This is a genomic window from Staphylococcus pseudoxylosus (genome assembly GCF_044794325.1).
Lineage (GTDB): Bacteria > Bacillota > Bacilli > Staphylococcales > Staphylococcaceae > Staphylococcus > Staphylococcus pseudoxylosus.
The window spans coordinates 2,494,399-2,514,407 of the sequence record NZ_CP085024.1; the positions used below are offsets into that span (position 1 = coordinate 2,494,399).

Below are 20,009 nucleotides of genomic sequence, written 5' to 3' on the forward strand. Positions count from 1 at the left end.
CTCCTAAAGTTTAACTCTAGGAGTTTCTTAAATTTTGATGGATCATTTTATTACTTACATAGCTATTTCATTTCATCTGAGTTTTTTCTATTTCTAGAAATTATACATAAAATAACGATTAAACACATTGCAATTAATAAATGCCATCCATATCGACTTACCCTATAGATATAATTTTGCTTAAGTGGTGTCACTGTAACACTTGGTTGTTTCATATCACTTGTAAGATATTGTCGCTTAGTATCCGCAACTAATAATTGGTTGTTTTTAACTTCAAATTTAATTTGTTGTCCTTTTTCTACTACGTCACGTAAAGGTGTTTCGACGTTATACCATTTACCATTGATAAACTGCTTTCCTTTAGGCATAACTTCTTTATATTCAAATTGATTATATACTTTATCCAATAACGCATTGCCGATAACGTGTCGTTTGTACTCTGAATCATCAACGTCCCAATGCCCTACTCCCATAACAACTTGTACGAGTCCAAAGTTTCCTCTATCTATTGTAGCAGTATAATTATATGCTGCTTTATCACTAGATCCAGTCTTCAATCCGTTTGTCCCTTTATATTCATGAACATCGCCTTCCAATGAATGATGATACGTATGGAAATGTTCTTCATAGGGTGTATTTGGTTTGCTAGTGTATGTAATATGTTTTGTAAAAGACGTTAAATATGGATATGTATTTTTTAAATAAAAAGCCAATTTGGCAAAATCTCGTGGCGTCGATGAATTATCTTCATCTAAGTTACTGCCTGGTGGTAAATATTCATTTCCGACACTACGATTTTCAGCACCAAATGGATTGGTAAAATGTGTGTGCTCCATCTTGAGCATTCTAGCTTTTTGATTCATCATTGTTACAAATTTACTTGTGTCAGGTTCCACCTGTTGCATGAGCATGCGTGTTGCAACATTCGAACTAGGTACAATCAGTAAATTAATCAGCTCTTTTATAGTATATTGTGCTCCCTCATGCATGATATTATTGCTTAGTAACGGGTGATGACTAAAACGCTCATCATCGGCAGTTACAGTCACCGCTTTATCCATGGAGAGAGAGCCATCTTGAATTCTTTCTAACACAATTGATAACGTCATTAGTTTAGACATACTTGCAGGTCTCCATGTTTTATCAATATGCTCTTCCCATAATATTCTACCTGTTTGACTGTCTGCTATAATGCTACCTTTAGGTTGATAAAAATCACTTATGCTATTACCATGTGCCCTTGTTACATCAATAGACGACTCAGCAAATACATAATTAGGTTGCAATATCACTAAAATTAAAAGAAATAATACAAATAATAACCGCTTCACTTTAATCTCCTTCATAGATATAAAATATAAAATATTAACTATAATATACTATGTTTCTTTAAAGCTTAAGATATTATTTTTTTACACTTTACCAATCATTTTTGAATTCTTTATATGTTCTAGTTAGATAAAAGTGCTTATTTTTTCAATACTTCACATTGTTGGCTCGCTTTCTAATGCTGAACAGCTTCAGCTTGTCCAAGAACTTTATGTCCCAGATGCTTACGATACATTGTAATTAAGTGAACTACTAAATATATTAAAAATGAGCTAAGACAACAATGTGCCTTAACTCACTTTTTAAACTTTAATTATGATTTTATCGCTTTTTGATAAAAGTAATTTGCGACCACAATATCTACAATGGCAACACCTACAGATTTAAATATCGTGATTTCATCTTCAGACACGCGCCCTTCTAACTTTGAAGCAATGATATGTCCAAGTTCACCATATAAATAATCTTGTGCAAACATACCTTCCGATACTGGATTAATTAAGTCTCCCGTCTCTTCCATTGCAGCTTCTACTGCTTCAACAACGACTTTGTCTGCATCTCCAACCGCTTCAGATGGCAATTCTTGCATGTCTGGTTTAAATGAGCCAACCGCATTTACGTGCACCCCATGTGCTAAGCGTTGTTTGAACACAGGGGTTTTTGAATTAGTCGCTGTTACGATAATATCTGAACCTGCTATAGCTGTTTCAACATCATCACAAACAACTAACTTTAAATGTTCATGGTCTTGTTGAACCCTTTTAGAAAAGTTTACTGCTTTATCATAAGTACGATTATAAAATTGTATGCGCTCAATATCTCTTACAGCTAACACCGCTTCAATAAGCCCTTGTGCTTGGTCACCCGTACCGATTACACAAAGTGTTTTCGCATTTTCTCGCGCAAGATACTGCGTAGCCACACCAGAAATGGCACCTGTCCTAATCTTAGTTAAATACGAGCCTTCTAAAACAGCTAACGTCTCACCTGTTTCATAATCCGATAGAATCACAGAGCCAACAATGGTGTTCTTGCCAATTTTTGTGTTATTAGGAGCTACTGTTACAGTCTTAAGACCCACAATCTTTAACTCATCTGAAAGTGCTGGCATAACGAGATAGCGATTTTCTTCATTAAAAGGTAATGAATAACGCAGTGGGGTATTTGTCTTACCTTCAGAATATGCTTTTAATGATTCTGCTACTGCGTCAATAATCTCTTTCATATCTAACAATTCTTCCTGTTCCTGTGCATCTATATAACGCATAAGCCACCTCTAATCTGTATAATTTTCTTCATATATGTCAGTTTTAGATTCAATGAAATGCTCGAAAAATAATAACAATGTGTATGTTACTGCAATAATAAGCACCATTATCCACAATTGTTTACCTTTAATAAGTAAAAAAGTCATGCCTAATCCAAGCATGAGACAAAATGCAATCATATTTTTTATAAAAATAATCCAATAATCTGTTCTTATGCCAATCCAAGTACGAACATTTTTATCTTGTGTTTTTATACCATACAATGTAATTTTCAAATTTTTAATAGTTGAATAAATAAACACTAAAATTAGTAATGCAATGATTATATTTCTATACAAACGGTTATCCATGTAATCAGACATAATAGCGCAAGCCATAGGAAAAATAATTGTAAACCAACTTGTATCATTTGCCTCTGAATTTTTCATCGAACGCTTACCTCCAATTAAACTTTACGCTGTTAACTTTAACGTAACATATTTTAATTAGAAATTATCATGGATTTAAAAATAAATTGCTCTAACGTTAAATTATTGTACTGTATAGCCTCCATCTATAAGAATCGCTTGTCCTGTTACACTTTTACCACTATCACTACATAAGAATAAAGCATAATCTGCAATATCTTTAATATCTAACAAACGTTTTTGTGGGATTAATGGGTATAATACCTCTTCTAACACTTGTTCTACTTCTACGCCTCTGTCTTTTGCTAAATCTGCCATTTGATTACGTACTAAGGGTGTATCAATATAGCCAGGACAAATTGCATTGACTGTTATACCTGCTGTTGCTGTTTCTAATGCCGATACTTTTGTTAAACCGATAATCCCATGTTTCGCACTATTATACGCGGCTTTCCCTGCAAAACCTATCACACCATTAATAGAAGCCATATTTAAAATACGACCAAATTTTTGTCGCTTCATAATAGGCAATGCATGTTTAGTTCCAATAAAGCTCCCTGTTAACATGATATCTATCATCTGCCTAAATTTATCTGTAGGAAAAGACTCAATACTTTCAACATGTTGTAAACCAGCATTATTGAACAAAATATCTAATCGTCCATAATAAGAGACAGTTTGCTCAATCATTGATTTCACAGCTGTTTCGTCTGTAACATCTACTTGTATAGCAATACAGTCATAGCCTTGTGCTTTCAATTTGTCTGTTTCTTCATTGAGCTTATCTTGATTTAAATCAGCTAATACTACTTTGGCTTCATTTTCCAAAAATACTTTGGCAACGCCTAATCCTATACCACTAGCTGCACCTGTAATAATCGTCACTTTATCTTTTACCAATTGTGCCACCTACTTTAATTCATTTTCAAAATGTGCCTCTGTACTAGCTTCTACTTGCTCTAATGTTGTATCAGGTTGCAATTCAACAAGTTTCATAATACCATTCTCAAATTTAAATACAGCTAAATCAGTAATTAATGTATTCACCACACCTGCGCCCGTCAGTGGTAGTTCACATTGAGACTTAATCTTAGATTCTCCATGTTTATTCATATGATCCATAATGACCACGACCTTTTGTGCACCAACGACTAAATCCATTGCGCCACCCATTCCTTTTACTAGCTTTCCAGGAATCATATAATTCGCTAGGTCTCCTGATTCTGAAACTTCCATACCACCGAGAATGGCTAAGTCAATATGACCTCCGCGAATCATAGCAAACGATTCTGCATTATCAAAATAAGATGCGCCTTTTGCAGCAGTTACAGTCTCTTTACCTGCGTTAATTAAATCCGGGTCAATTTCTGCCTCTGTAGGATACGGACCAATACCGAGCAATCCATTTTCTGATTGAAAATAAACATTCTCTACGTGATCATTAATTTCGTTTGCTACTAAGGTAGGCATTCCAATACCTAAGTTAATGACCATATCACTTTTAATTTCTTGTGCTGCACGCTGAATAATTTTTTTACGTTGTAATTGCTTATCCATGGTTAGCCTCCTTAAACGTACGTTTCTCAATTCTTTTTTCAAAATGAGACCCTAAATAAATGTAATCAACATAGACACCAGACAGGTGTACCTCATCTGGATCAATTTCACCTACTTCAACTAACTCTTCTACTTCAACTACAGTTGTTGCAGCTGCCATCGCACATAGAGGGTTAAAGTTGCGAGCTGTCTTTTCAAAGACAAGATTTCCGAAGGTATCTGCTTTTTGTGCTTTTACAATACCAAAATCACCTTTAATTGCACGTTCCATTAAATATGTTGCTCCATCAAATTCACGTGTTTCTTTACCTTCAGCAATACGTGTACCAACACCAGTTTTAGTATAAAATGCAGGAATCCCTGCTCCACCAGCACGTAATTTTTCTGCTAATGTTCCTTGAGGCGTTAATTCAACATCTAGTTCTCCACTAATAAGTTGCTGTTCAAAAATTTTATTTTCCCCCACGTAAGAGCTAATCATTTTATCAATTTGTTTATGCTCTAATAAACGACCTAAACCAAAATCATCGACACCGCAATTATTACTAACTACCGTTAATCCCTTGGTATTTTTGTTGCGAATTGCTTCAATGCTATGTTCTGGAATACCACACAATCCAAATCCTCCTGCTAAAACAGTCATACCATCCTCTAAACTTTCAAAAGCTTTATGTATTTCTTTAATAACTTTCGACATATATTAACCTCATTTCTAAGTTTATTTTTAACACCTAGTACTAAAACAATTATACGTGAAAATACTTGCGAAGTCTTTTATTTGTGTTTGCGCTTACATTTAAGTAGAGATTATTACGCTAATAAAAAAGAGAAACTGTAATAATTCTACAATTTCTCATATAATTTATTAATTTTTATTTACCTAATAATAGGCCATTTAATAGCATAAGTTGTTCTGGTACACTGTTGCGTGAAACGTCTGGGTGATTCACAATCATATCGTCATCTAAGTTAATTTTATTAATTAACTGATTATCAATACGGTTTGTTTCATCAAAATAATATTTAACATTATCGCAACAAATCACATATTTTTTTGCATCGTTTGATTGCTTCAAATGTTGCTCAATTGAAGGAACTAAATCTTCCTTTCTTAATCCTTTCATAAAGCGTCTATCATTTTGAGCTAAATTGCCACCTATATTGACGATTGGATCTACCGCTACTGTCTTAAAGTCTAAGGCTGCACCATGATATAGCGCGCCGGTTCCACCTTTTGATCCACCGTATAGCACCACGTTTTCATCTTCAATACCTAAATTGCTCGCTGCATATCTAATCGCATCTTGAATATCTTCTTCGTATTCTGGATAATTTGTTGTACTAATATAATGAGAGCCGTGAGACACATTCAAGTCCATAATACGCATCGTATAAACATTTTTCACTAAACTTCTTTCAATACCATCAAAGAATTTAGGAAACATACGCTTAGGCATTAATGCACTATCATACTCTTGTAGATTAGGCATACAAGTAAAAATAACTAACAATTTCTTAGGGACATTTTCATTTACTTTTCTACCTTCTGGTTCATCCAAAGTATAGAAGAGATCACGAAATTGTTTCAAATCTTTTCTCTGAAATAACTCTTTGACATGTTTTCTTTTATAGAATTTAGAAATAGTCCCTTGATGAAAATAAAGTATATAATCATTTTTTAACAATGTCTTGTATTGTTCATGAAGCTCAGGATTTTTTCTTACCATTTCTAAATAATTTAAGTTACTTTCAGTATCTATCAATATTCTTTTATCATTATTAAAGTCAATTGGATCATTGATTCTATATATCATTTCTGTACTCATGTTATTTATCCATCCCATTACTATTAGTTTCTTTAAAAACAGTCTTTAATATTTGTTGCGAACTTTCTTTACTATCTTTTGAAATCAGTCGGTTCACGATTTTTGAATAATCCATATAATGCATGCCTTTAAGTTGCAGCGCGAGTTTTTCTTCATCTAAAGAAACGATTGGGAAGTGTCCTAATTCAAAAATATTAAAGTAGAAGCCAATATCTTTCTGATACATTTCTACATCTTCTTGTAATAACAGAATAGGCTTATTTAAATGTGCAAAATCAAAGATAGTTGATGAATAATCAGTAATCATCGTTTCACAAAGAATATATAATTCTTGAATATCTACAAATTCATTATAAAAACAATGTATTCTAGCGTCTAAACTATTATATTTACTTCTAAGCATGCCTTCGTTTGGATGTAATTTAACAATGATTTCATATTCCTTAGGAAGATATTCTAATAATTTCACTAAATCAATACTTGTTAAATTCTCTCTTTCTTTTTTTCTCCATGTTGGGCAGAACAAAATATATTTCTTATCTTTGTTCGTCGTAAATAAATATTTTCTTTGTAATTTCTTACGTTCATCGTTAGTTACTTGATTAAGTAAATATTCATTTCGAGGAGCACCGTAGTCTAAAATTTGCAGATTTTTATTTTCTTTTAAATTAAATGCCGATTCAAGTAACATCGTATTCATTTTTGAAGATGTTAATAAATAGTCCCACTTTTTCATACGTGGTCTGAATTGTTTTAATTGATCTTTACGTTCTTTTTCGTCACCTAAATCATTGACCATTTTTTTCAACGGGAAACCATGCCAAGTTTGAACAAATACTTGATCCGGATGTTTATATACTTTATCCCACGAATTACTATTCATAAAGACATACTTACATTGCCTAAATTTAGTTTTGTATTCTTCAGTTCCAAAACGTATAGGTTTAAAACCGTAATTTCTAATTTCAATGTCTACTAAAGAATTAGCTGAACTAACAAAAATATTTTTTTGTGGATAATTTTTTTGAATACTGAGTGCGATATATTTAGGATCCCCACTAAAATTATTACCATGGAACGATTCAATAAATACATTACTCTCTTTTGGTTCTATATCATCTAATATTTTCTTACTAAGTCTTTCTTTACGATTATTATAATATTTTTTTAACCCTTCGAAAAAAATATTATTTTTTAACACCTTACTTAAAAAAGGCTTTTCTTTTAAATCTTTATATAAAACTCTACCACTATCTAATTTTTCAATTTTATTTTTAGGTTGAAGACGTACTCTTTTTCTATATTTTGTTGGAACAAGTGGACGTTTGTTTTGAGATGCTTTTTTAAATTGTTTTAAATATTGGTTGCTGTATTCACTATCAAGAAATTCTATATTTAAATTTTCAACATCTGTCAGTCTATTTTCTTTTGAATATTTATTATTTAACATTGAAAGTAATAGTTTGCTGTCTCTAGAAAGGTTTTTTTCTAAAAATTGAATACCCTCGTATTTGTCATAAACTTCTCTAAGTACATCATCATTACCTGGGTAAATAAGCGCTCTATTTCCTCTAGCTAATGTTTCTAAAATTGAATATCCTAATGTTTCATAAGGTGATGAGGAAATATAAATATAATTTAATGGTTCTTTCTCATTTATATGTATATTGTCTTGTAAGTTGTAATAATTTACGAGGTTCTTATATAAGGATTCTGATGGACCATAACCAACAATATAAAGTTGAATATCATCTCTTTCAGTGTTTTTAATAATATAATTCACCAATTTGATTACATATGAAATATCTTTGATACCATCTTCAAAGCGTGCTTTTATTAAAAGGTTTCTTTTCGTATTTATTGGTTCTTTATTAATGTTAATATGTTCTGCATTAACATATTTGTTAAATACTGAATTATAGTTATATTTACAAATAAACCTCTGTTTAATGCCTTCTGTACTAACTCTCACACCATCTATTGCTTCTAAGCAAAGGTCTATTGAATCATCTATATATTCCATTGGTCCATGTATTTCTCCAATGACCTTAGTTGATTTATTGATCACTTTGACGTCTTTGGCGTAATGGAATAAATCTTCTCTAGTTATAATTAATACATCACATTTAGATAATAGCTTTATATCTCTAAATTTATATATCTTTAAATTTTCATTATCAATAGCTTCATGAATAAACAAACGTGTAATAGCATCTTGATCAAAGTCTAAATTATTAAAGTAATTAACTGTATATCCTTGCTTTAAAAAGGATTTAATCAAATTAATATTACTTCTTGAAGTTCCACCTTTAGCAAAAATATTAAATCCCAAAATATTGATATTCATAAACGCATCCTCCATTCATTTATTATTTCGCCCTTATGAACATTTCACTCTTATAATAAAAAAATTAACGAAAAAGTCATTTGGGTTATATTATACTGTATCACTTTATTAAAATCTATATATTTTACTATAAACATACATTTGTTTTTCTGTTTAATCTGCGTTATTAATAATAATTATTTTTTTATTAGATTTTTATCAACCTCTATTTTTTCATAAAATTTTTAAATATCTTTTACATAAAAGTGTTATTTTACACAAATATTCTTAATCATAATAAACCGTGGACCTGATGTTCGACAGTTAAAACAACAAAAACACCGACAAAAGTCATAAGACTCTTGCCGGTGAACTTATAGTTACATAATTTAAATTAGGTTTTATACTCTGTAATTATTAGGCGATTTCAATTTGGAAACGACGTATCACTGTACCATCTTCTAATGTTGAAGATTCAATTTCTTCTCCACCATTATGTTTAATGACGGCCGCTGAGGCTTCGTTATCCTTCTCACATGTAATTAATGCTTCTTGTACGCCAATTCTTGATAAATAATCTAAAGATTTCTTCAATAATTTATTACCAAAGCTTTTGCCACGGTGTTTCTTTCGGATGCCATAGCCAACATGGCCACCAACTGTTTTAAGTTGTTCATTTAAATTATGGCGAATATTTGCCGCACCGATAATTTCATCATCATCGATTAAAAATAACGTCGTATTGTCTACTGATGCATCATGTGATTTATTGTCTGCTAATTCATGTACTAAATCTTCAAAGTTATTATACTTTGTAATGTTAGTGATTTCAGGTACAACTTTTTCATCGTGATCAATCCACTCTCTCATATAATCACAATACATCATTTCGTCTCCCATTGTTAACTCTCTAAACTCCATGTTGACACTCCTTCCTTTCTTGGTTTATGTTTTTAATATTTCATCATGTGTATTTAAATAATAAACGTAATGGTCTGTCCATTGACCATTTTCAAATATAAATCCCTTACGGACACATTCAAATTGGAATCCTACTTTTTCAATTAAATTCACAGACCTTGGGTTATCGATATTGATATGGGCCTCAACTCTATGAAAATTCAGTGTGTCGCGGCTTTGTTTAATCAATTCTGTTAATGCTTCATAAGCATACCCTTGCTGCCAATGTTGGTTATGAATGAAATAGCCAATCTCTGCCCACTGAAAATGATCACGACTTAAGTTTTTAATATTAAGCATACCTAAATGATTATGTGCCTTATCAAAAATGCCAAAGATATATAAATCATCCGATTTAATTGCCTCTTGATGTCTTGTTACCATAGCTGCAAACCAAGGTTCGGTGGCATCTGACATATCTAATTGACCCTTGTCATGTTTATATTGAGATGGTTTTCTATTTACAAAACCTCGTAACCATGATTCATAATCATTTTCTTCCAACGGTCTAATGATAAGACGTTGTGTTGTGAAATGCAACCATAAATTTTTATCCATTAATTAGCCCCTTATAACACGTTTCTTTAACATAAACATACCATTTAAATAGGTGAAGTTATAGTTATTTCTTTATCATCAAAAATTGAATCTAATACAGTATTATTAATATATTACCTTTTTACTGTGCGTTAAAACTTTCTTTAAAGGGTATATAAATTAATGAAAGCGCAATCATTATTAAACATAGCATGCCATATATTTACTTTATATAAGACAATAGAGATTTGATATCTTAGGAGGTTGTTATTATGAATAAAACAGATACTTCAAAAATTTTCTTTATGTTTTTCGGTATTTTGTCATGGCTGTCAGCGATGATTCTATTTATTTTACCTACACTTCCACCTTATCAAGATTACATTAAATCACAAGGTGGTATGGCAACAGGGTGGATTATTTTGTTACTTGTGTTTATCACACTATTTTACATTGCCATTTTAATTCTGGATATTTATAGTCCGATTGCTACACAAGTGGTTCAATTTGTTTTATTAACCGTTGTTGTTGTTTGTGCTGTACCATCAATAACAGCATTTATCCTAGCATCTTTTGTTATTAATATTAGTATCGTGGAAATATTCATTCCAATTATACTTGTAATTTTAGCAAGTATGCTCCATATTTTATGGTTCGCAATTCCTTTTATGCAAAATAAAGAAAACAGAGAGCATACTAAAAACAAAGCAAAAACAAATCCATTTAAACAACAATAACACCTATAGAATCACTGCTATAAAGCACCACTGCTATAAAGAACCACTGCTAAATTTATTTAGTTAGTGGTTCTTACACATGAGCTTTTGATCAGGTGTTCCTCTTTGTTAGTTAGTGGTGCTTACACATGGACTTTTGCTCAGGTAATCCGCTTACTAAATTAACTACTTTTAGGCATGACCTCCACAGTTCATGCCTATATTATTTTAAGCTGCATCATAATCTGCAAAACTAATTAATACAACGAAATGATGCCAACGTATATAAATTTCTATCCTTATTCCCTTTAGTAGATGCAATTATCACAATAAATAGATTTATAACACATCTATATCTTTTAGTATCATATTTATTATATAATCTTCAGTCATTGATTCGGTAATATATGTTTCTCCTTGCATGTTCAACGTATCTCTCGGGACAAACCACTTAGACATTGCTATTTCATCAAAGTCTGTCTGCTGTTTAGTATAATGTCTACGGACTGTTTCTTGAAATGACAGATTAAAATAATATACATGCACATTGATGTTAGACTTTTCAAAAAAGCTATTAAGCATCGTCCCATACTTATGTTTGTTTAAAATGCCTTCTAATATGACATAGTCACAATGATTAATACCATAAGTTACGATTTCTTCTATTAAATTAATTGCTAAATTACCAGGTAGATCACGAACGTTAAGCATCTGTCTGCGTATTTCATCTTGACCTATTAGCATAGCACCTTCTCCTAAATACTGTTGTATACGTTTGGCTATTGTTGATTTACCACTACCAGAATTCCCTCTAATAATAATTAGGTGCACCATTATTTTCACCTCTCTAAAGAACCATTACTATAAAGCACCACTGCTATAAACAACCACTGCTAAATTTATTTAGTTAGTGGTTCTTACACATGGGCTTTTGCTCAGGTGTTCCACTCAATCTTATATCGTTACATTTGTTTGGCCATTATATATTAAAATAAAACGAGACAGCATTCTTAGTATTGTAACTAGAATCCTGTCCGTTCCCATTAATTCAATCAAGTACATCTTCAATACGTGGCTTAATCGATTATTATTTAATTGTGCCTAGTTCTTTACCAACTTTTTCAAATGCAGCTAAAGCTTTATCTAACATTTCTTTTGTGTGAGCTGCTGTAGGCATATTACGTACACGTCCAGTACCTTTAGGAACCGTTGGGAAGACGATTGATTTCACGTATACGCCTTCATCTTTCAAGCGACTACTAAACGCTTGTGTTTCCTTCTCATCACCGATAATTACAGGTGTGATTGGTGATTCTGAGTTACCGATATCGAAGCCTAATTTTTGTAATCCTTCTTTTAAGTAATTGCCATTTTCCCAAAGTTTATCATGCAATTCGGTAGATGCCATTAACTTCTTCACAGCTTCTGTAATTGCTTTTGTATCTCCAGGAGCTAATGATGTTGAGAATAAAAATGGTCTAGATTGTGCTTTTAACCAATCAATTAGTGATTGAGTACCTGCTACGTATCCACCAACAACACCAATTGCTTTTGATAACGTACCAATTTGGAAATCAATCTTATCTTGTAATCCAAAATGCTTAACTGTTCCCGCTCCTTTACCCATTACGCCTGAACCATGAGCATCATCGACATAAGTAATGAGACCAAATTCTTCTGCAATTTCAACGATTTCTGGTAACTTAGCTACGTCACCATCCATACTGAACACACCATCAGTGATATACATTACTTTATTATATTGACCTGATTCTACAGCTTCTTTCGCTTTAGCACGTAAATCTGCCATATCTGAGTGGTTGACGCGAATAATCTTCGCTTTAGATAAACGACAACCATCAATGATAGAAGCATGATTTAATTCATCTGACAGAATAGCATCATTTTTGTTCATAACTGCTGAAATAGCTGCCATATTACAATTGAATCCTGATTGATATGCGATAGCTGCTTCAGTTCCTTTGAACTCTGCAAGTGTTTGTTCTAATTCATCATGCACATCTAAGGTACCATTGATTGAACGTACCGCACCGGCACCAACACCATGTGTATCGATTGCATCTTTTGCTGCTTGCTTTAAGTCTTCATCTGTTGCTAGTCCTAAATAGTTATTGGAAGATAAGTTTACATAATTTTTCCCGTTAATAGAAATTTCAGGGCCATTGGCACCTTCAATTGTATCTATTTCATTATATAATCCATTATCTTTTAAATATTGAATATTTTCATCTAAAAAGCCATGTAGTGACTGAACCACTGCAAGTCCCCCTTTGAATTATCTTAGTTTTCAAATCAATCATAACCTATTTTAATAAAAGTGGAAAGTATTATAAACGCACGCCACAATGCGTTTCCCACAATATAATTTGTCTACTATCAATTGCACCTACAGTTGTACATTATTAAGTGGTATAATAGTGGAAAATGTTTAAGGAAGAAGGGTTGAAGTTGTTTGATTGGTTTCAACTAGCACAACAAAAAGAAAGTAGAATGGTACAAATTCGACGTTACCTCCATCAATATCCCGAATTATCATTTGAGGAATACCACACACGTGACTTTATACTTAACCAATTAAGTCAATTATCATGTGAAATTCGTACTCCTGTAGGACGTAATGGTGTCGTAGCTACATTTAAAGGTCATGGTGATGGACCTACCGTTGCGCTTCGTGCAGATTTTGATGCACTACCTATAGATGAATTAACAGAAGTAGACTATAAATCTAAAAATCCTGGCGTCATGCATGCATGTGGTCATGATGGTCATACTGCAATCTTATTAGGTGTTGCAGAGATTATTGAAAATCACTTAACCTCTTTAAATGGTGATGTGGTATTAATCTTTCAATATGGCGAAGAAATTATGCCAGGTGGCTCTCAAGAGATGATTGATGATGGTTGTTTACAAGATGTCGATAAGATATATGGCAATCATTTATGGTCTGGATATCCTACAGGTACGATTTATTCTCGTCCTGGTGCATTAATGGCTTCCCCTGATGAGTTTAGCATTACAATCCATGGTAAAGGTGGGCACGGTGCTAAGCCACAAGAAACGATAGACCCTGTCGTGATTATGGCAGAATTCATTATGAGTGCACAAAAAATTGTTTCTCGTACTATAGACCCTGTAAAGCAAGCTGTAATTAGTTTTGGTATGGTCCAAGCAGGTTCTGCGGATAATATTATTCCAGATTCTGCATTTTGCAAAGGGACTGTACGTACATTTGATACAGAAATTCAAACTCATGTTATGACTAAAATGGAGAAATTGCTTAAAGGTTTAGCCGTAGCTAATGACATAACGTATAACTTTGACTACATTAAAGGTTATTTACCTGTACACAACCATCAAGATAACTATGAAGTAGTGAAACAGGCCGCTAATGATATGAACTTAAGATTCAATGAATCAGATTTAATGATGATTGGTGAAGACTTCTCACACTATTTAAAAGTACGTCCAGGCGCATTCTTTTTAACTGGATGTGGTAATCCTGAAATTGATACTATTCATCCGCATCATAGCCCATGTTTTAACATTGATGAAAAAGCAATGAAATACGCAACAAGCGAATTCCTAAAAATATTAGAACTCGAAAAAGTAATTATTAAAGCACCTTAGTCATAAAATGACTTAGGTGCTTTTATGCATGAGCTTTTGCTCAGGCGTACCTCTTACCTTAGTCATAAAATGACTTAGGTGCTTTTATGCATGAGCTTTTGCTCAGGCGTACCTCTTACCTTAGTCATAAAATGACTTAGGTGCTTTTATGCATGAGCTTTTGCTCAGGCGTACCTCTTACCTTAGTCATAAAATGACTTAGGTGCTTTTATGCATGAGCTTTTGCTCAGGCGTGCCTCTTACCTTAGTCATAAAATGACTTTATAGGCTTACTATTCAGTGAAACTGGATTAGTAAGTCTTATGCATTTGTGTAGGCAAATGTACACCTTTATTTATAATAAACGAAGCACAAGGTTCAAATTACGGTCTTGCGCTTTTCCATACAAAAAAGCCTCCCGAAGGAGGCTTTAATAATTCTATCAAAGATAGAAATCTATATTATTCGTTGATTACTGTAACAACGCCTGATCCAACAGTACGTCCACCTTCACGAATAGAGAAACGAGTACCGTCTTCAATAGCGATTGGAGAAATTAATTCAACGTCCATTTCAACGTTATCGCCAGGCATAACCATTTCAGTACCTTCTGGTAAAGTAACAACACCTGTTACGTCAGTAGTACGGAAATAGAATTGTGGGCGGTAGTTAGTGAAGAATGGTGTATGACGACCACCTTCATCTTTTGATAAAACGTAAACGTCCGCTTTGAATTTAGTATGTGGTGTAATAGTACCAGGGGCAGCTAAAACTTGACCACGTTGGATGTCATCACGTGAAACACCACGTAATAATGCACCAATGTTGTCACCAGCTTCAGCGTAGTCTAATAATTTACGGAACATTTCTACACCAGTAACTGTTGTTTTGCTTGACTCTTCTTGCATACCAATGATTTCGATTTCTTCACCGACTTTGATTTGACCACGTTCAACACGGCCTGTAGCAACAGTACCACGACCAGTGATTGAGAATACGTCCTCTACTGGCATCATGAATGGTTTGTCAGAATCACGTTCTGGAGTTGGGATGAAATCATCAACTGCTTGCATTAAGTCTAAGATTTTTTGCTCATAGTCAGCGTCGCCTTCAAGCGCTTTTAATGCTGAACCAGAGATTACAGGTACATCGTCACCTGGGAAGTCATATTCGCTTAATAAGTCACGAACTTCCATTTCTACTAATTCTAATAATTCTTCATCGTCAACCATGTCAACTTTGTTTAAGAATACAACTAATGCTGGAACACCAACGTTACGTGATAAAAGAATGTGCTCACGAGTTTGTGGCATTGGGCCATCAGCAGCAGATACTACTAAGATAGCTCCGTCCATTTGTGCAGCACCAGTGATCATGTTTTTAACATAGTCAGCGTGACCTGGGCAGTCAACGTGCGCATAGTGACGTTTATTAGTAGTGTACTCAATGTGAGAAGTATTAATAGTAATACCACGTTCTTTTTCTTCTGGAGCGTTGTCAATCATGTCGTATGATTGTGCTACAGAGTCACCATTTTTTGCTAATACAGTTGCGATAGCAGCTGTTAAAGTAGTTTTACCATGGTCAACGTGACCAATAGTACCAATATTGGCATGTTCTTTTGAGCGGTCAAATTTTTCTTTAGCCATTATAAAATCTCTCCTATTCGTTAGAAAATTATTTTTAATTTATCTCTCATGACAGTTTCTCACCATCATGAGAAGATGGATTATAATTTGGAAATAAAGGACCATACAGTACCTTTATAATGCATTTTTCCCAAAAAATCAATTGATAAAACAATAAGCTACATAATTAAGCTTTATGTGTATTGTACAGACAGTTGTCGCACAAAACAAGTTTAATTATTCGGCTTTATTGCCACTGTTTTTCTTAACAATTTCTTCAGAAATTGATTTTGGAACTTCAGCATAGTGATCAAAGTACATTGTATAAGTACCGCGACCTTGAGTGTTAGAACGTAATGCAGTTGCATAACCGAACATTTCTGAAAGTGGTACAAAAGCATTTACAACTTGTGCATTACCACGAGGTTCCATACCATCAACACGTCCACGACGAGATGTTACGTCACCCATGATATCACCCATGTACTCTTCAGGCATTTCGATTGTAACTTTCATCATTGGTTCTAAGATAACTGGATCACATTTTTTAGCAGCTTCTTTAAGCGCTAATGATGCAGCAATTTTGAAGGCCATTTCAGATGAATCGACATCATGGTATGAACCATCAAATAATCTAGCTTTAACATCAATTAAAGGATAACCAGCTAATACACCGTTTTCCATTGAATCTTTAAGGCCTACTTCAACTGATGGAATGTATTCACGAGGAACGACACCACCAACGATAGCGTTTTCGAATTCGAAACCGCCACCTGTTTCATTAGGTGAGAATTCAATTTTAACGTCACCATATTGACCACGACCACCTGATTGACGAGCGAATTTACCTTGAACTTCAGCTGATGCTTTAAATGTTTCACGATATGAAACCATTGGCGCACCAACGTTACATTCAACGTTAAATTCTTTCTTCATACGGTCTACTAAGATATCTAAGTGAAGTTCACCCATACCACCGATAATAACTTGTCCAGTTTCATCGTCTGTGTGTGCATGGAATGTTGGATCTTCTTCTTGTAACTTAACTAAAGCTGTAGTCATCTTGTCTTGGTCTGCTTTAGATTTAGGTTCAACTGATAAGTGAATAACAGGTTCTGGGAAATCCATAGATTCCAAGATGATGTCATTCTTCTCACCACATAAAGTATCACCAGTACCAGTATCTTTAAGACCTACCGCAGCTGCGATATCTCCTGAATATACTGTGTTTAACTCTTGACGAGAGTTAGCGTGCATTTGTAGTAAACGACCTACACGTTCACGTTTGTTCTTCGTAGAGTTTTTAACGTAAGAACCTGATGTTAAAGTACCTGAGTAAACACGGAAGAATGTTAATTTACCAACATAAGGGTCAGTCATTACTTTGAACGCTAAAGCAGCGAACTCAGCATTGTCATCAGCTTTTGCGATAACTTCTTCTTCTGGGTTGTCAGCACGGTGACCAACAATTGGTTTTACGTCTAACGGTGATGGTAAGTAATCAATTACTGCGTTAAGCATTAATTGAACACCTTTGTTTTTGAAAGCTGTACCAACAAGAACTGGATAGAATTCAATGTTGTTTGTAGCTTCACGGATAGCATCTTTTAATTCAGAGATAGAAATCTCTTCATCTGCAAGATATTTTTCCATTAATTCATCATTAGTTTCAGCTACTGCTTCAATTAATGTTGAACGAGCTTCTTCAGCTCTTTCTTTATGATCTTCAGGAATTTCAATTTCTTCAATTTCAGTTCCTAAGTCATTGTTGTATTTGAAACATTTCATTTCAACTAAGTCGATGATTGCTTCAAACTCATCTTCCGCACCAATTGGTAATTGGATTGGTTGTGCGTTTGCTTGTAAACGGTCATGGATAGTGCTTACTGCGTATTCGAAGTTAGCTCCTAATTTGTCCATTTTGTTTACAAAAACAATACGAGGTACGCTATAAGTTGTTGCCTGGCGCCAAACTGTTTCAGTTTGAGGTTCAACACCTGATTGAGCGTCTAGTACTGTTACTGCACCATCAAGTACACGTAATGAACGTTCAACTTCTACAGTGAAGTCTACGTGTCCAGGTGTATCGATGATGTTTACACGGTGGTCATCCCACTGTGCTGTTGTTGCGGCAGATGTGATAGTGATACCACGATCTTGCTCCTGTTCCATCCAGTCCATTTGTGAAGCACCTTCGTGTGTTTCACCAATTTTATGGATACGTCCAGTATAGTAAAGAATACGTTCAGTCGTAGTTGTTTTACCAGCATCGATGTGAGCCATGATACCGATATTACGTGTTCTATCTAAACTAAAATCTCTAGCCATGTATTTTTCTCCTTCCAGTATAACTGCGAATAAATACTATAAATATGGCGATGCCCTAAACACGAACCTGTGATAGTAATCTATCAATATGGAACATGTTCAGGGAAACAGCTACTATCCTACCAGCGATAGTGAGCGAATGCTTTGTTAGCTTCAGCCATTTTGTGTGTGTCTTCACGTTTCTTAACTGCGCCACCAGTGTTGTTAGCAGCATCTAAGATTTCGTTAGCTAAACGTTCTTCCATAGTTTTTTCACCACGAAGACGTGAATAGTTAACTAACCAACGAAGACCTAATGTAGTACGACGTTCTGGACGAACTTCTACTGGTACTTGATAGTTAGAGCCACCAACACGGCGAGCTTTAACCTCTAATACTGGCATAATGTTATCGATAGCTTCTTCAAATACTTCAACTGCTTCACGACCACTACGTTCTTTAACTAAGTCGAATGCAGAATAAAGAATTCTTTGTGCTGTTCCACGTTTACCGTCTAACATAATTTTGTTGATCAATTTTGTAACTAATTTAGAGTTGTGAATTGGATCTGGTAATACGTCTCTTTTTGGTACTGATCCTTTACGAGGCATAATATAAATCCTCCCTTCCGATTATAATATAATTCTTTAGTTTATAGCGAAAATTTACGCAATCTTAAACTTATTTTTTAGGTTTTTTAGTTCCGTATAATGAACGGCCTTGTCTACGTCCATCAACACCTGAAGTATCAAGTGCACCACGTACAATATGGTAACGCACACCAGGTAAGTCTTTTACACGTCCACCACGTACAAGTACAACACTGTGTTCTTGTAAGTTATGTCCGATACCAGGAATGTACGCATTGATTTCAATGTTGTTAGACAAACGAACACGAGCATATTTACGTAACGCGGAGTTAGGTTTTTTAGGTGTCATTGTTCCTACACGAGTACAAACACCACGTTTTTGTGGAGAATTTAAGTCAGTAAATTTTTTCTTTTTACTGTTAAAGTTTCTATTTAATGCTGGTGAATCAGATTTTTTAGATTTACTTTGTCTAGGTTTACGTACCAATTGGTTAATAGTTGGCATTGAATGTTCCTCCTCTCTTCATTTATAATCCCACACATCCAGGTGGTTCATTTTAAGGGTAAATAAAATTTAGTAAGAATGATTCTTACTAATCTCATTTTAATAATGCAACAATTGTTGCACTAACGTTTATACCTACATATTCTCCTAAAGCCTTTTTGCTTTTGAAAAATGAAACAGGCATGTGTTTGTGATTGATTTGGCTTAACACGCGAGTCATAAGATGAATCTCAACGTCTTCAGCGATAATCAATGATGTAACTTGATCTCTATTCAAAGCTTTGAGCGTTTGTTTAAGACCAATGACATGATGTTGTTTGTTAAAGCGTGCAACTTTTTCATTAGACATCAAAATATCCTCCAAAGTTCTGCTTGCATCAACCTTAATAATAATAACACTTTCAGTACTGCTGAGTCAACTTTTAT

At 33.9% G+C, this 20,009-nt stretch carries 19 protein-coding genes; 2 read left to right on the forward strand and 17 right to left on the reverse strand.

The window, feature by feature from the left end; all coding sequences use genetic code 11:
* Positions 1 to 62 precede the first annotated feature (62 nt).
* The 10 genes from LG295_RS12010 to LG295_RS12055 all read right to left on the reverse strand — a co-directional run bounded on the left by LG295_RS12010 (position 63) and on the right by LG295_RS12055 (position 10,231).
* On the reverse strand, positions 63 to 1,331 hold the full coding sequence (locus tag LG295_RS12010) for a DUF1958 domain-containing protein (protein ID WP_325999541.1): 1,269 nt from the start codon (positions 1,329 to 1,331) through the stop codon (positions 63 to 65).
* 311 nt (positions 1,332 to 1,642) lie between these two features.
* Complete coding sequence (locus LG295_RS12015; RefSeq protein ID WP_318832357.1) at positions 1,643 to 2,596, reverse strand: ornithine cyclodeaminase family protein; 954 nt, start codon at positions 2,594 to 2,596, stop codon at positions 1,643 to 1,645.
* A gap of 9 nt (positions 2,597 to 2,605) precedes the next feature.
* Positions 2,606 to 3,025, reverse strand: a complete 420-nt coding sequence (locus tag LG295_RS12020) for a hypothetical protein (protein ID WP_318832356.1) — start codon at positions 3,023 to 3,025, stop codon at positions 2,606 to 2,608.
* A gap of 102 nt (positions 3,026 to 3,127) precedes the next feature.
* Positions 3,128 to 3,904, reverse strand: a complete 777-nt coding sequence (locus tag LG295_RS12025) for a 3-hydroxybutyrate dehydrogenase (RefSeq protein WP_318832355.1) — start codon at positions 3,902 to 3,904, stop codon at positions 3,128 to 3,130.
* Between the two features lie 9 nt (positions 3,905 to 3,913).
* On the reverse strand, positions 3,914 to 4,561 hold the full coding sequence (locus LG295_RS12030) for a 3-oxoacid CoA-transferase subunit B (protein ID WP_107558717.1): 648 nt from the start codon (positions 4,559 to 4,561) through the stop codon (positions 3,914 to 3,916).
* Positions 4,554 to 5,258 (reverse strand): CoA transferase subunit A, encoded by a 705-nt coding sequence (locus LG295_RS12035; protein WP_107558718.1) that lies wholly within the window; start codon positions 5,256 to 5,258, stop codon positions 4,554 to 4,556. Before LG295_RS12035 ends, LG295_RS12030 begins: the two co-directional genes overlap by 8 nt.
* A 175-nt stretch (positions 5,259 to 5,433) precedes the next feature.
* Positions 5,434 to 6,387: an accessory Sec system protein Asp2 gene (locus LG295_RS12040; RefSeq protein WP_107530533.1), complete on the reverse strand. Its 954-nt coding sequence runs from the start codon at positions 6,385 to 6,387 to the stop codon at positions 5,434 to 5,436.
* A 1-nt stretch (position 6,388) separates the two neighbouring features.
* The gene (locus LG295_RS12045) at positions 6,389 to 8,734 is read right to left on the reverse strand and encodes a CDP-glycerol glycerophosphotransferase family protein (protein WP_107558719.1); all 2,346 of its coding nucleotides are present in this window, start codon (positions 8,732 to 8,734) and stop codon (positions 6,389 to 6,391) included.
* A gap of 396 nt (positions 8,735 to 9,130) precedes the next feature.
* Entirely contained in the window at positions 9,131 to 9,634 is a 504-nt protein-coding gene (locus LG295_RS12050) for a GNAT family N-acetyltransferase (RefSeq protein WP_325999542.1), read from the reverse strand.
* 24 nt (positions 9,635 to 9,658) lie between these two features.
* Complete coding sequence (locus tag LG295_RS12055; protein WP_107530601.1) at positions 9,659 to 10,231, reverse strand: GNAT family N-acetyltransferase; 573 nt, start codon at positions 10,229 to 10,231, stop codon at positions 9,659 to 9,661.
* Positions 10,232 to 10,482: 251 nt separating this feature from the next.
* On the opposite strand from LG295_RS12055, the gene LG295_RS12060 reads away from it, so the two are divergent.
* Positions 10,483 to 10,947: a hypothetical protein gene (locus LG295_RS12060; protein ID WP_325999543.1), complete on the forward strand. Its 465-nt coding sequence runs from the start codon at positions 10,483 to 10,485 to the stop codon at positions 10,945 to 10,947.
* Between the two features lie 318 nt (positions 10,948 to 11,265).
* On the opposite strand, the gene LG295_RS12065 is transcribed toward LG295_RS12060, so the two are convergent.
* Positions 11,266 to 11,760, reverse strand: coding sequence for an AAA family ATPase (locus tag LG295_RS12065; RefSeq protein ID WP_199193388.1), 495 nt, complete (start codon positions 11,758 to 11,760; stop codon positions 11,266 to 11,268).
* 253 nt (positions 11,761 to 12,013) lie between these two features.
* Positions 12,014 to 13,204: a glycine C-acetyltransferase gene (locus LG295_RS12070; RefSeq protein ID WP_107530603.1), complete on the reverse strand. Its 1,191-nt coding sequence runs from the start codon at positions 13,202 to 13,204 to the stop codon at positions 12,014 to 12,016.
* 191 nt (positions 13,205 to 13,395) lie between these two features.
* Between LG295_RS12070 and LG295_RS12075 the strand changes: the two genes are divergently transcribed.
* Positions 13,396 to 14,574, forward strand: coding sequence for a M20 family metallopeptidase (locus LG295_RS12075; RefSeq protein ID WP_107530604.1), 1,179 nt, complete (start codon positions 13,396 to 13,398; stop codon positions 14,572 to 14,574).
* Between the two features lie 440 nt (positions 14,575 to 15,014).
* Here the strand turns inward: LG295_RS12075 and tuf are convergent, their stop codons facing one another.
* The 5 genes from tuf to LG295_RS12100 form a co-directional block, all read right to left on the reverse strand.
* A complete protein-coding gene (tuf, locus tag LG295_RS12080; protein WP_107530605.1) occupies positions 15,015 to 16,202 on the reverse strand; it encodes an elongation factor Tu in 1,188 nt (395 codons plus the stop codon).
* 216 nt (positions 16,203 to 16,418) lie between these two features.
* Positions 16,419 to 18,509, reverse strand: a complete 2,091-nt coding sequence (gene fusA / locus LG295_RS12085; RefSeq protein ID WP_404475978.1) for an elongation factor G — start codon at positions 18,507 to 18,509, stop codon at positions 16,419 to 16,421.
* Positions 18,510 to 18,628: 119 nt separating this feature from the next.
* Complete coding sequence (rpsG, locus tag LG295_RS12090) at positions 18,629 to 19,099, reverse strand: 30S ribosomal protein S7 (protein ID WP_002484155.1); 471 nt, start codon at positions 19,097 to 19,099, stop codon at positions 18,629 to 18,631.
* A 70-nt stretch (positions 19,100 to 19,169) separates the two neighbouring features.
* Complete coding sequence (gene rpsL, locus LG295_RS12095; RefSeq protein WP_002484156.1) at positions 19,170 to 19,583, reverse strand: 30S ribosomal protein S12; 414 nt, start codon at positions 19,581 to 19,583, stop codon at positions 19,170 to 19,172.
* A 94-nt stretch (positions 19,584 to 19,677) separates the two neighbouring features.
* On the reverse strand, positions 19,678 to 19,932 hold the full coding sequence (locus tag LG295_RS12100; RefSeq protein WP_017723033.1) for a ribosomal L7Ae/L30e/S12e/Gadd45 family protein: 255 nt from the start codon (positions 19,930 to 19,932) through the stop codon (positions 19,678 to 19,680).
* Between the last annotated feature and the right edge of the window lie 77 nt (positions 19,933 to 20,009).